Source organism: Luteimonas sp. TWI596 (assembly GCF_039674105.1).
Lineage (GTDB): Bacteria > Pseudomonadota > Gammaproteobacteria > Xanthomonadales > Xanthomonadaceae > Luteimonas.
The window spans coordinates 35381-48102 of sequence record NZ_JBDJMU010000006.1 but is presented as its reverse complement, the minus strand read 5'-3'; the positions used below and the strand labels follow the sequence as shown (position 1 = coordinate 48102).

Here is a 12722-nt window from a genome sequence, read left to right as displayed (position 1 = left end):
TTTCGGAGGGCAAGGACCATTAAGCCTACCGCCGGACTGCCCCTACCGAGTATTAGCGCCCTCTGCTTGGGCGCAAACGTTGGCCCAGAGTCTTCAGCGGTGGTCATCCTCTCGCTGGTGGCGCACCGCCAGCACCGTCACAGTCCGGCTGTCTTCTACTTCGAACAGCAACACATAGCCACTGGCGCCAAAACCGATAACTAGCTCGCGTAGAAAGGGATCATGGGCGGTCGCCTTTCGACATGCGAGCGGCGCGACTGCCAGCACTGACATGCCGTCCCGAATCACCTGCAGCGCACGCTCGGCCGTAGTGAAGTCACCGTCTGCGCGTTGCAGCAGCCAGTCATAGAGGCGCTCAAGGTCGTCTTGCGCCTCTTCCGTGAAACGAACGTCGAACGCCAAGAATCAAACTCCCCGAGCTTGGTCCAATCGGTTCTTCAGGCTTTCAAGAACGTCGTGCGCGGAGGCGTATTTTCCGGAGCGTCGTGCGCTCTCACGCGCAGCCAGGCCGCGGGTAATGAAGGCGTCCTGCTGCTGCCGCAACTGGACCTGGGCGCGTACCGATTGTTCGACAAAGCTCGAGAGCGTCTCGCCCTCCTGCAGCACGGCTTCCGCCGCTTGGCGGAGTGCGGGGTCGACACGCAGAGATGGGAGGGTGGCAGTCTTCATGCGGCACCTTGCGTTGCAATTGCGATGCATCATCCGCGCTGGACACGGCTTTTTCAACCCGGCCCATTCACGCTATGTCTGGGATGGCGATCCCCTGGGACACGCCCCAGCTTTCATCGGGCCAGCTATCGGCATAGCGTCACAACATCCCGTATGGAAACGCCGTGTCATGACCACCCTCCAGTCCGCCACCAACATCCTGCTCACCCACTACGACCAGGTGCTTGACGGGCGCACGGGCCTGTCGAGTGTCTTCGGCGGCGGCAATATCCGCGAGGGCGACCTTGAACGCATTGCGCAGGATGCCGACGCGCCGCAGGACCTGCGCGATGCGGCGCAGTTTCTGCTCGACAGCAAGGTGTCGCGCAACTTCCTCGATGTCGGCGCCGGCAAGGGCGGCGCCGATGGCCGGATCAGCCGTGAGGACCTGGAAGCAGCGCTGGAAACCATTGCGTCGGGCGAGTACTACGACGAGTTGCTGGACACGGCAGCCGGCCGCGGCGGGTCGTGGAATCCGTTCGTGCAGGGCGCGCGCGATGGGAGATCGGCGCGCGGGACATCGAGGCGGCCCTCGCTGATCCGGGAGTACCGGCTGAGGTCAAAGACACGCTCCGGCTGCTGCAGTCCGGCACCGAGGGCCGGCCCGTCGGCGAGGTGCTGGCCGGCATGGATGGCGATGCCTGGGAGGCCGTGACCGCGCTCCAGGCCAGCCCGGCGTTCCAGGCGCTATCGCCAGAGCAGCGGGCGCTGGTCGTGGAGGCGCTGCGCGATGGCGGCGCCCAAGCCGATGTGGCACGCGACCTGCAGGCGCTGATCGGAGATCCGGCGTTCCAGGCGCTGCCGCCGGCGCAGCAGCAGGCCAAGCTCACCGAGTTCGCGGTGTTGCAGTCGCCTGAGTATCAGGCGCTGTCGGCGTCTGACCAACGGCTGGTGCGTACGGCGCTGGAGGGGCGTGGCGCCGATGACACCGCCCTGCCAGGCGCGCTGAAGTCCCTGCTCGAAAGTGGTGACTTCCAGGGCCTGGGCGCTGCCGAGCAGACAGCGGTGTTGAGTCAAGCGGCCAACTATCCCGACGGACGCTCGGTGGCGAACATCGAACGGCTGCTGGCGAAGGACTGGTTCCAGGGTTTCGACCTCGACGACAAGCAGCGCACGCTCAAGGCGATCGCATACATCTCGCAGAACGATGCGGGCGATGCGCAGATCAACGCGAATACGCTCGACCATGTACTTTCGCCCGATTCGGACATCGTGTTCGCCTGGGACGACAGCTTCCGCGGCGATATCAACTCCAGTGGCGGCCTGTACGGGACGGCCGGCAACGGCACGATCACGTTCAACGCCAACATGGTCAACGCCGGCAATGGACCGCTGACGGAGACCTACAACTCCAAGCACGTGGTGCTGCACACGGTCGCCCACGAGGTGAACCACATCCTGGCCGGCGACCGCGTCTCCAGCACCTTCGAGTACCTGGAGCAGGAGTACCGGGCCTGGTACACCGCCTTCAAGGCGGAGTTCGGGCGCGAGCCGACGAACGCCGAGGCGATGGGCCGCTGGCGCAACCAGATCACCGGCGCCTACCGTGCCAGCTCGGAGGCCGCGATCGACAGCAGTCCCGAGGAGGCGTTGAAGTTCGCCGAGCAGTTGTCATTGATGACCGGCGTGCCGGTACCGGAGAATGCGACGCATGACGAGCTCAAGCAGTACATTCAGGACCAGGTGGATCTGCCGTCCTCGCAGTACGCCGATCCCACCGGTGATGCGCCGGTGCCGCCCGGCAATATCGACAACGCATGACCCCGCCTGATATGGCCAGGATGCTCGGCTCCGCCCTGCTCCTGGCGCTCGCCACCACCGCCTGCGCACGGGATACGACCATGGACCACACCGACCGACACGATGCCTTGCTCGAGGCGGCCACGGCTGCGGGCACGCACGGCGAGGACATCGAGATCCTGCGCAACACGCGGCTCAATCATGCCGGCTGCCAGTTCCACACCGCGCTCGTCAAGGACCGTTTCGATGCGCCTGAGCGGGCGCTCGCCACGCTGCCCGACGGCACGGTCGTGGCGGCAGGCGACGCCGCGGGGCTGGCCCGGTTGCTCTCGACCTGCGGTGCGGACGCACCGGCGGACTGGTGGGCGGACGTGGTGGCGCGCTTCGCCGATGCCGTCGAGGGCAAAGCGGTGCACGCACGCAACGCGGCCGACATCGAGGCCATCGCCGCGCTGGGGGGCGCCTACGCAGCGCCGTCGCTCGAACGCACGGGCGCCGGGGCGGTGCTGCGCTTCGTCGCGATCGCTTACGAACCCACGCGCGCGGCCGAGGTCGTGGCGCGGCTGCAGGGCGATGCCGCCATCGAGGTGACGGCGACGCCTGTCGCGCGCTGAGGCACGAGGCGGACGCCCTGCCCCCCCTCAGTACGCGACCACAGCCGCCGATCGTCCCCCATGTCGGCGCGTAGCTGCTTGGGGCCACCCGGATGCCGTCAGGGAGCGCCTGCAGCACAAGCTCGATGCAGCCCAGGCATCTGACAAGTAGCGAGCGCAACAAATGCAGATCGTTGTTCGTCCTGCATAGGGGCGCAGAGCCGACGCGGCGCTTGACGCCCTCCGGCAAGTGTCCGGCTCGATATCGCGACCGACACCGAGCCATCACCTCGCGGGACGGGTCCCCTGCGCCATCGACGTTGGAGCAGCCCGGCCCTCACCCAGGCCGGGCTGCCCCCACCGCCCGAGGCGGCAGTATGCTGACCCTCCACATCGCTTCGCATCCTTCCGCCGCTCTGATGTCCGCACCGCTCTACCGCCTGCGTCTCCGCCTCAACCATGTCGCGCCGCCTGTCGAACGCATCTGTCTGGTGCCCGCCGATCTGTCGCTGGCCCGGCTGCACACCGTCATCCAGGTCGTAATGGGCTGGCAGGACGAACATCTGCACGAGTTCTCTGTTGGCAAGGGGCGCCATCGCCAGCGCTTCGGCCCGCGCCTGCAAACCTTCGGTTTCGGCCCACCGCCGCTGAGCGAGGCGGCGCACACGCTGTCGCAGATCGCGCCGCATGCCGGCAGCCGGTTCGGGTATTGCTACGATTTCGGCGACGATTGGCAACACGCGATCGTGGTCGAGGCCGTGGACGCGCCTGCACCGACCACGGTCGCCTTGCATTGCCTGGGCGCGACGGGCGCCTGCCCGCCGGAAGACTGCGGCGGCCCGCCAGGTTATGCGCACTTGCGCGATGCGCTGGCTGATCCCGATCACGAGGATCACGACGATCTGCGCGAATGGCTCGGCGAGGGGTTCGACCCGGATGCCTGCGATGTCGAGGCGATCAATGCCGCACTGGTCAAGCTTGCGCGGCGCTGGAAGCTGCCGTCGGTCACTGAGAACGCGGCGAAGGCCCCGAGCGCGGAACGGTCTGCGAACACGACCCGCGCCGCCTCGCAACCGCTGATGCTCGATCCGGCCTCGGCCCAGACGTTCATCCAGACTTACAAGGCGGTCCTGCTGCAGATCGGCGGGCCGCCGCCCGACGGCGATGCCTTCCACCAGCATCTGGTCGATGCGCGCGCGCGTCTGGTCCGCGAGCCGGCGTTGCTCGAGACCGCGATCAAGACGCTGCGCAAGGCCGGCACGGCGCTGGACGCCGAGTTGCTGCACGCAATGCGAGCGCTGCACGTTCAGCGCTGGGTCTACCTGCGCGACACGCGCAGCCATTCGATTTTCATCGATCCAGAAGGCGATGTCGCCTACGGTGTGCTCGGCCTGACCCAACGGCTGCGCGACATCACCGGCGGTTCCGGCTTATTCGTCGAGACGGCGGTACTGCCCTATCGCGGCATCCTGGTCTGCGATTCGCTGCTGTTGAGCAGCGCCTGGCTCGGCCCGGACTTGCGCCGCAGCTACACCACCACACTGTCGCAGTTGCGTGCGCAGGGCCGCTACGCCAACGATGCGCTGCTGCCGCCATCCGGACGCGCCGCTGCGGCGCCGGGGCCTGAGCCGTCCAAGCCACAGGCGACAGCATCGGCCAAGGCATCGCACAGCGCGGCCGCATCGCCCCACTCGAGTGGCCATGCACTGGTCGCGCTCGCCACGCCCGGCCCGGCTCCCACGCGCGAGCAAAAGACCTTCGCGCGCCTGGTCGGGCAGATCGAACGCAAGCGCACCGAACTCACCGACTGGCGGGCGTGGCTGGACACCTATGCCGAGCGCATGACCGATGAGTACGCGCCGCTGCGGCGGCAGCAGTACGCGGCCGAGGTCGAGCTGGTACGCCGCCTGGACGCCGCACTCGCATCCGATGCACAGCCGCAGTTGCGCAAGGCGCAGCGCGACACCCTGCGCACCTACCTCGGCGAGCGCGCGCTCGAACTGCTCCAGATCCACGACGGCCCGGACGAGGCGGAACTGGCCGCACTGCTGCGCAAGCACACCGGCGACGACATCGAGGCACTGCGCGACCAGGACCGGGTATTCGAGAAGGCGATGGCCGAAACGATGCTGGGCGGGCTCTTGGGCGATGACGTGGTCGATGGCCACGAGGGTGAGGACGCGCAGAGCCTGTTCGAACACGTCCAGGCGCGGCTACGCGAGCGCGAGGCCGAGCAGCAGGAAGCCGAGCCGGTCGACGGACGCACGCGGGCGGCCGCCGAGCGTCGGGCACAGGCCGAGCGCGAAGCCAGCCAGTCGGTCAAGGAGATCTTCCGCAAGCTGATCACCAGCCTGCATCCCGACCGAGAGCCCGATCCTGCGCAACGTGCGCGCAAAACCGAGCTGATGCAGCAAGTCAACCGCGCCTACCGCGCCAACGATCTGCTGCAGCTGTTGACCCTGCAACTGCAGATCGAGCAGATCGACGCGGCGCACATGGCCGCGCTGCCGCCAGTGCGGCTCAAGCACTACAACGCGGTCCTGCGCGATCAGGCGCAGGCCCTGGACGGCGAGCTCGACGCCCTGCTGTATCCGGTGGCGATGGAGATGGACCTGATCGGTGCCCGGCCTCGCCGCAGCGAGCTGGAACGTGCCTTGCGGATGCGCATCGCCCAGTGCCGGCAGTGGTGCCAGGAAATCCAGGACGAGATCGATGCACTCGGCGATGCGCGGCGCGTGGACATGTTGACCCGCAGACTGCAGGCGCGTTTCCGCGCCGAGGAACGGGAGGCTGCAGCCGAGTTGGCACAGTTCGAAACCTTGTTCGGTCTGTCGGGCGGCTTGGGGCTGGACACGCAGCGCCCCGGCCGTGGCCGCAAGCGCAAACCGCGCTGAGGCGCCACCACGAGCGCAGGAGCGCGCCATGACGCCGCTATCGGCGTTTCAGACCATGGTGGTCGCGCGATGCCGACACGCCGCGCCAAACGAGGGTCCGCTTCACCCCCAGAAGCATCCGAAGCGGTCGGCCTCGATTTCCTCGAGCACTGCCTCCAGGGTCCTGGCCTCGGGTAAGGGGTCGTAGCGATGCCATTTCCCGTCGGCACGCATCCAGTAAAGCCGCCAGAGCCGGCGGCTCTTGACCCAGGTAGTACGGGCCACAGGGTTCTCGATGGTCTCGCCCGGAGCGCCTTGCCAGCGCGCCCGCACTTCGAACACCTCGAACCGATGCCCCTCGCGCCGCCAGGCCAGGTCCAACTGCGGGCGGAGATGCGGTGGCGGGCGTTTGCGTTCCACGAGACCGGCCAGCAGCCGCTCGACACGGTGGATCTCGAACTCGCTCATCGTCATGCACACAGGTTGCCTGCAAAGCCGCTGGCTGCCAAGGGGCGCGCGGTCTCCAAACTCACTGCACGCAAGCGCCACGCCTATCCTCCAACCCCGTCTCGTCGCCCCAGTGAATCTCGGTACTCTCGGCCTTCGCGCGCTTGGCGATGGCCGGATATTCATCGTCCAGCCAAACCCTCACCGCCTGCGGCGATTGCTCTTAAGCACGCCGAATCGGCTTCTGTGGCGTGAATCCCCAACACGCCAGATACTTCACCGCAGGCCGGCTCCACAGCGCGAAAACCATCTTCAGCTGCTCGGGCCGACGCTCGCAGATCAGCCGTTGGATGTGCTCTTCCTGCCCGGTGCTCAACCTGCGTTGCTCGCCTGCCTTGCGCCCGCGTGTGCGCCGTACCAGCGACTTCGGCCCACCAGCTTCGTACCGGTCGATGATCTTGCGGACCGCTGAGTAGCTCAGCCAACATCACGGCCAATCAGCCTTTTGTTGATGCCCCGCTTCCAGCTGCGGATGACCTGCCGGCGACGTTCGTGTTGCTCTGACGGGCTAAGTCGGCGTGCGTCTTCGTTCTCCATGACGCAGTGGACACCACGGGCGGCAGATCGCCCACACTATTTATGGGCCGAATCTACAAGCGCCTTTGCGCCAAAGCCCCCCCACAGCGCCCGACAGACCTGCTGGACTCGTCGCCGCTGATGCCAAGTATTCGACTGTATTGAGCTCATCGCTCAACGCCGGGCTCGACAACCTCCATGCAGGCCATCGAAGCCATCGTTCACACCGGTCCCACAGTTCGCACCGGTCGCATTCGTCAGACTCGGGATCCAAACGGCGCTGCGTGCGTTTCAGACCGTATATGGCCTCAGGGTCACAGGTACGATGACAACCGAGACACCGACGGCGTTGAGCGTGAAGCTGCAAGTCGAGCGCGCTTGCAATCAGCAAAGGAGAGGCGTGGCCTACACCTCGGCGTGACAGCAGCCTTGCATCGTCCGCCCTGCCCGCCCCGTTACACCGTCATAGGCGCCACATCCCCCACCAGGCGCAGCCGCCCCCGCGTTTCCAGCAGGTCCACGGCCAGGTCGAGTTCGTCGTCGGCCAGCAGCGGGCCGTCGCCGGCAACGGCATAGCCCACCCAGCGGCCGCGGCCTTCGTGCTTGGCGCGATACAGCGCGGCATCGGCGATACGCAGGCTCAGCGGCCAGTCGCCGCTGCGGCTGGGGTGGGCGGGAAATAGGCTGGCGCCCATCGAGACGCTGAGCACGACGGTGCCGGTGGGGCGCACCAGCGGTTCGGCCTGCAGGCGTTCGCGCAGGCGGCGGAACAGCGCGGGCGCGTCAGCCAACGTGCTGCCGGGGCAGATCCACAGGAACTCCTCGCCGCCCCAGCGGGCGATGACGTCGCCGGTGCGGCCGCAGTCGCACAGGATGTCGCCCAGGTGCATCAGGGCGTGGTCGCCGCCTTCGTGGCCGTGCAGGTCGTTGACGCGCTTGAAGTGGTCGAGATCGAGCAGCGCGACGAGCATCGGTGCCTGCACTTGACCTTGTGTCTGGGCGGCGACGCGCGTGTCCAACCAGGTCTGCACGTAGCGGCGATTGCGCAGGCCGGTCAATGCGTCTTCCTCGCTCTGGCGGCGGATCGCGGCGTTGAGCAGTTCGAGTTCGCGGTGTTGGGCCTCGATCTCGACATTCTTGCGGGCGAGTTCGGCGTTGGCTTGACGGCGGCGGCGGCCTTCGCGCAGCTTCAGTACGACGAAGGTGCCCAGCGCCAGTAGGGCCGCCAGCAGGCCGTAGACGATGCTGCGCTGGCGCTGTTCGCTGGTCTGCAGCGCGGCAAAGGCGACCTGTTCGTCGGCGCGGGCACGCTCGACGGCGGCCAGTTCGCTCTCCTTGCGGGCCAGGCCGATGGCCGATTCGAGTTCGGCGATGCGCGTGCGCGATTCGACGTTCACCGATGCGTCGTTGAGTGCCTTGTATTCGCGCATCAGCGCAAGCGCCTCGCGGTGGCGGCCCAGCACATCGAGGGTGTCGATCATGCGCGGGTAGAGCTCCAGCCGGCGCGGCACGTTGTCGGACTGGGCGAACAGTGCACGCGAGCGCTCGAACGCGACGGCCGCAGCCTCGTGTTCGCCCAGGTCCGCATGGGCGGCGCCGATGTTGGAGTAGACGATCGCGGCATCGCCGTTGTCGCCGGCCCCTTCGATCGCGTCCGCGGCCTCGCGCAGCAGCGGCAATGCTTCACGCGGACGATTGAGGCGACGCAGCACGTTGGCCAGGTTGTTGAGGGCGGCGACGGGCGAGGCGCCCTCGGCGCGGGCGCTGTCGAGCGCTTGGCGGTAGAGCGCTTCGGCCTGGCCCAGGCGGGCGGCGCCTTCGTAGGCCGAGCCGAGGTTGCTGAGGATCTCGGCACGCGGCAGGCCGGGCCGGGGCTTGGCGTCGTAGGCGGCCAGCGCGCGACGGCCGTACTCGACGGCCTTGGGCCAGTCCTGGGCGTAGACGAACACGCCGGTGGCGTTCTGGAGCAAGGCCGGGTCGGCCGGGCGGTTGAGCGCCTTGCCCACGCGCTCGACCTCCAGCAAGGCCTCGATCGCCTCGGGCATGCGGCCTTGCTGGGCGGAAATGATGAAGACGATCTGGTTGGCGTTGTATTCCACCAGGTGCGGGTGCGTGGGCACCTTCAACAGCGCGATGCGCGCCACGCGCAAGGCGTCGTCCTGCGCGCCCATGTTGTAGTAGGACGCGGCGAGCTGCCGCCACAGTTCGGCAAGGTCCTGCTCGCCGCCGAGACGAGTTTCCAGCCGCGCGGTCTCGGTTTCGAGTTCGGCGATGCGCGCGCCATCGCGGGCCTGCCCGATGGCGCCGTTGAGCTTCTTGAGCAGGCGCAGCGTCTGCTCGGGCGTCAGGTGCGCGCCGGTGCGCAGCGCGCTGCCGATCTCGATCACGGCATCGCGTCGGCCGGCGGCACTCGCGGCGTCGACCAGCGCCAGGCCCAGCGCGACATCCGGCGCAGCGGCCACGCTCGCCTGCCAGGCGGGCTCGCCGATGCGCAGGGCCGCGGCCGGGTCGCGCGAGGTGAGGTCGGCGACGCAGGCCGGCAGGTCGTCCGGCGTCGTGCAGGATGCGGCGGTGGCCGGGTCGGCGGCCAGCGAGGGGCCCACGGCAGCGAGCAGCCACGGCAACAGCAACGAATGCGAACGGGCGCGATGCGACATGGACAGGTCCCCAGCAAGACACTGGCGCGCTGGCGCTCCCTGGCCGACCGGCGCGCCGCCGTCGATCGCCCTCCCCGGTCTGCGACGCGGTGTCGCATTGCCCGGATGTCTCGTATCGGCAGCGGCTGCCCGACCTGTAGTGAAGATTACGTGATGATGGTCACGTGTGGGAGGTGGGATGCATCACGTTGCATCCCTCGTGGGGGACGGGCCGGCATCGTGGGCAGGCGTGGTCGCAGGAAACAGCCGTGCGCCGAGGACGTCGACCAGCGCGCGGACCTTCGGTGCGGGATGCCGGCTTGCCGGCCAGAGCAGGTGGAACGCCGCCGTCCGCCCGGCATGGAACACGGCGATCGCCGGCCGCGGCCTGATCGGCGGCCTCCTGCTCGAACGCCTGGGTCCGAGCAGCTTCGTGCCCGCGCTGCTGGTGTTGCTGGCGTTTGCGCTGGCGGTGCGAGGCTGGACCCGGCGCGGTGGCAGCAGGGCCAGCGGCGTCGCGGCGCGGTAGGCAAGATGGGAGCTGTTCGGCGGTGGTGCGTGCCCTGGGGTCAGCGCGATTGCCTATCGGCGGCGCAGCGGTTGCGGTTCGCCGGCCGAGCGCATTCGAAATGCCACGGCTCGCCGCTAGGACAACACCTGCCAGCACCCGCCCTTGGCCGGGCCGATCCTGGCCAGACGCCCGGCATCGCGCAGCGTGCGAATGGCGCGTTCAACGGCATGTTCGGACTTGCCGAGCCGGGCGGATCTCGAGAAACGACAGTGTCGGCGCGTTGGCCAACACGTCCAGGATGCGGTCCGACGTTTTCCCCGGCGTTTTCCCCGGCGTCTCTGGTTGGATGGCCTCCTGAAGACTCGTCTCAATCGCGTCGAGCATGAACTCGGAGAAGGACGAACAGTCCGCTTCGCACCCGTTGCCCAGGCTCTGCGTCATCGGCGTGTTGGCATGCGGGAGATGCCGCCCGCGTTCGTTCCGAAGGCGACGCGTGCCCTATCCGGCGGGCGCCATCCGCACCCGCGGCGTCAGCGCGATGCTGGCGCGGTCGCTCATCAGCTGCAGTTCGCCATCCTGGATCATCGCGGTCAGGCGCATGCCGCGCTCCAGCAGGCCGACAGCGGCCTCGACGTCGGCCGGGTCGAGATCGAGGACGGTCAGGTTCTTCAGCCGCGCGAGCGTGGCGGCCTGCTTGCTCCACCAGATCTCGGCGCTGCCGCCGCTGTAGTTCACCACGACGACGCTGCGCGCCCGGGCGCAGGCCTTGCGGATGCGGCTTTCATCGGGCTGACCGAGGTCGATCCATTGCTCGGTGTCGCCGGTGTAATCGCGCAGCCACAGGTCGGGTTCTTCGTCGTTGCTCAGGCCGCGGCCGAACTCCAGCCGCTCGTGCGCGTACAGCGCGAACGCGATCAGCCGCACCATCAGCCGGTTCGGGGTCTCCGACGGATGCTGGGCGAGCGTGAGGTTGTGTTCGGCGTAGTAATGCCGGTCCATGTCGCTGACCTGCAGTTCCAGCCGGTAGATCGTCGCGTTGGGCGCCATGCGCAGGCCATCTGGAGAGGAGCGCCATTGTAGGCGCGCGGCGCGGTCGCCGCCGGTCGCGCCGCTGCTGTCTTGCCGCCGACGCCCCGTGGACGCGCATCGGCCGGAGGCGCATTCGATCCCGACGGCCTGCGCTGTGGTCTACTGCGTGCACCGCCGACTGCGCCGCGGCCCCGGTCGCGGACCGTGCCATCTTGGCGCGTCCGCGTGCCGTTCTGGTAGGCACTCGGTGCGGCAAGCACCTGTTGCGGACAACACTCGCCACGAAGGGGATCAGATGAAGCAGATCGGACAGTTCGCCATCGCCATGGCCGCACTCCTGGGCGCCGATGCATGGGCCGACTCCACGGACGCCCCCAAGCGCCCCTCGGCCGAGCAGTTGCAGCGCCTGATCGTCGATCGGTCTCCGCAGACGCGGGTGGACACGCCCGACAGCGAGCGCATCACTGCACGGCGCATCGACATCGTGGATGACAAGGGCGTGATCCGCATGACGCTTTCGGGGGAGACCCCGGCGCCGATCATCGACGGCATCCAGTACAAGCGCGCGTTCAACGTGGCGGGCATGGTGCTGTACGACGAGACCGGCAGCGAGCGCGGCGGCTTGGGAACCGCCGATATCGATGGGGGGATGGCGGTGCTCGCACTGGATCATCCGGCCATGGATGCGATCGGCTGGCGGGTGTCGCCTGATGGCGACGTCCGGTTCTCGATCAACCAGGCACCGCCGCCGATCCGCGAACCCGCGTTGGACAACAAGCTGGTGCCGGGCGTGCAGGTCCCCACGCGGATCGAGATGCGCGTGGCCGCCGATGGCACGCCGGCGATCGCCCTGAGCGATGCGCAAGACCGGACCCGGCTGCGCTTGACCGTCACGCCGGAAGGCTATGGCGCCATCGAGTTCCTCGATGCGCAGGGCAAAGTGGTGCACACCCTGGCGCCGGAAGCCCAGACGCCTTAGTCGCATCAGCGATCGGGCGGGCTGTCGAGCGCGGCGGCGATGCGGGCCGACAGCCAGGCGACGTCGGTCTGCGCCAGGCTCCGGCCGAATGCGACGAGACCGGCGCCGATCAGCCCCAACACGCCGCCCACCGGCAGCAACAGCCAGGCGCGTGGCGTTCCGGCGATCACCTGCAAGACGGCACCGCCCGTCCAAAGCAAGGCGAAGCCGAACCAGAACGCGAGGAAGGCGCGCACGCTCCAGTGCATCGCGAAGCGGCCGACGAGCACGCTGCCGGTGCCCGCGGGTTCGAACCTGCCGACGAACACCGGCTTGAAGGCGCTGCGCGTGCGTGGGACGTGGCGCTCGAGTACGACCCGGCCCGCGGAGACGCGGCCGATCATGACCTCCTCGTGTGGCGGCAGGATGCCGCGTCGCCGTACCCCGGTAGCCAGCCGGGCGGCGGCGACGTCAGGCGAATCGGCGCTCGCGAAGCGGGCGCTACGGGGCGACGTGGCAGATGGTCGGGCGGACATGACCCAGTCGTGGACGAGCGGGCGGGCATCGTAGGACACCGGCGTACAGCGGACACGCGCTGGCCGCCGTCTTGTGCAGATCTTCCCGCCGGCGGCACGCCTGCGTGCGGCACGC

Annotated in this window: 13 protein-coding genes and 1 pseudogene; 6 read left to right on the top strand and 8 right to left on the bottom strand. The window is 68.3% G+C overall.

Annotation, left to right across the window (positions count from 1 at the left end):
* Positions 1-93: 93 nt before the first annotated feature.
* The gene (locus ABE487_RS06350) at positions 94-402 is read right to left on the bottom strand and encodes a type II toxin-antitoxin system RelE/ParE family toxin (RefSeq protein WP_346451673.1); all 309 of its coding nucleotides are present in this window, start codon (positions 400-402) and stop codon (positions 94-96) included.
* Between the two features lie 3 nt (positions 403-405).
* Positions 406-669, bottom strand: a complete 264-nt coding sequence (locus ABE487_RS06345) for a YlcI/YnfO family protein (RefSeq protein ID WP_346451672.1) — start codon at positions 667-669, stop codon at positions 406-408.
* 169 nt (positions 670-838) lie between these two features.
* On the opposite strand from ABE487_RS06345, the gene ABE487_RS06340 reads away from it, so the two are divergent.
* From ABE487_RS06340 to ABE487_RS06325, 4 genes are all read left to right on the top strand, one after another.
* A complete protein-coding gene (locus tag ABE487_RS06340) occupies positions 839-1363 on the top strand; it encodes a hypothetical protein (RefSeq protein WP_346451670.1) in 525 nt (174 codons plus the stop codon).
* Complete coding sequence (locus ABE487_RS06335; RefSeq protein ID WP_346451669.1) at positions 1336-2469, top strand: hypothetical protein; 1134 nt, start codon at positions 1336-1338, stop codon at positions 2467-2469. The genes ABE487_RS06340 and ABE487_RS06335 overlap by 28 nt, the downstream gene beginning before the upstream one ends.
* Positions 2470-2549: 80 nt before the next feature.
* Positions 2550-3062: a hypothetical protein gene (locus ABE487_RS06330; protein ID WP_346452872.1), complete on the top strand. Its 513-nt coding sequence runs from the start codon at positions 2550-2552 to the stop codon at positions 3060-3062.
* A 398-nt stretch (positions 3063-3460) separates the two neighbouring features.
* Positions 3461-5935 (top strand): hypothetical protein, encoded by a 2475-nt coding sequence (locus ABE487_RS06325; protein ID WP_346451667.1) that lies wholly within the window; start codon positions 3461-3463, stop codon positions 5933-5935.
* Between the two features lie 102 nt (positions 5936-6037).
* On the opposite strand, the gene ABE487_RS06320 is transcribed toward ABE487_RS06325, so the two are convergent.
* The 3 genes and pseudogenes from ABE487_RS06320 to ABE487_RS06310 all read right to left on the bottom strand — a co-directional run bounded on the left by ABE487_RS06320 (position 6038) and on the right by ABE487_RS06310 (position 9594).
* On the bottom strand, positions 6038-6382 hold the full coding sequence (locus ABE487_RS06320) for a DUF3024 domain-containing protein (RefSeq protein WP_346442142.1): 345 nt from the start codon (positions 6380-6382) through the stop codon (positions 6038-6040).
* 76 nt (positions 6383-6458) lie between these two features.
* Positions 6459-6958: pseudogene (locus tag ABE487_RS06315) on the bottom strand (winged helix-turn-helix domain-containing protein); the annotation flags it as partial.
* Positions 6959-7392: 434 nt separating this feature from the next.
* A complete protein-coding gene (locus ABE487_RS06310) occupies positions 7393-9594 on the bottom strand; it encodes a tetratricopeptide repeat-containing diguanylate cyclase (protein WP_346451666.1) in 2202 nt (733 codons plus the stop codon).
* 178 nt (positions 9595-9772) lie between these two features.
* Here ABE487_RS06310 and ABE487_RS06305 point away from each other — a divergent pair, with 178 nt between their 5' ends.
* Entirely contained in the window at positions 9773-10102 is a 330-nt protein-coding gene (locus ABE487_RS06305) for a hypothetical protein (RefSeq protein WP_346451665.1), read from the top strand.
* A 201-nt stretch (positions 10103-10303) separates the two neighbouring features.
* Here the strand turns inward: ABE487_RS06305 and ABE487_RS06300 are convergent, their stop codons facing one another.
* Together ABE487_RS06300 and ABE487_RS06295 are read right to left on the bottom strand one after the other, a co-directional pair.
* The gene (locus ABE487_RS06300; RefSeq protein ID WP_346451664.1) at positions 10304-10525 is read right to left on the bottom strand and encodes a hypothetical protein; all 222 of its coding nucleotides are present in this window, start codon (positions 10523-10525) and stop codon (positions 10304-10306) included.
* A 57-nt stretch (positions 10526-10582) separates the two neighbouring features.
* Complete coding sequence (locus ABE487_RS06295) at positions 10583-11131, bottom strand: YaeQ family protein (protein WP_346451662.1); 549 nt, start codon at positions 11129-11131, stop codon at positions 10583-10585.
* Between the two features lie 88 nt (positions 11132-11219).
* On the opposite strand from ABE487_RS06295, the gene ABE487_RS06290 reads away from it, so the two are divergent.
* The gene (locus ABE487_RS06290) at positions 11220-12092 is read left to right on the top strand and encodes a hypothetical protein (protein WP_346452871.1); all 873 of its coding nucleotides are present in this window, start codon (positions 11220-11222) and stop codon (positions 12090-12092) included.
* 5 nt (positions 12093-12097) lie between these two features.
* Here ABE487_RS06290 and ABE487_RS06285 read toward each other — a convergent pair whose 3' ends face one another.
* Positions 12098-12475: a hypothetical protein gene (locus ABE487_RS06285; protein WP_346451659.1), complete on the bottom strand. Its 378-nt coding sequence runs from the start codon at positions 12473-12475 to the stop codon at positions 12098-12100.
* Positions 12476-12722: the final 247 nt, after the last annotated feature.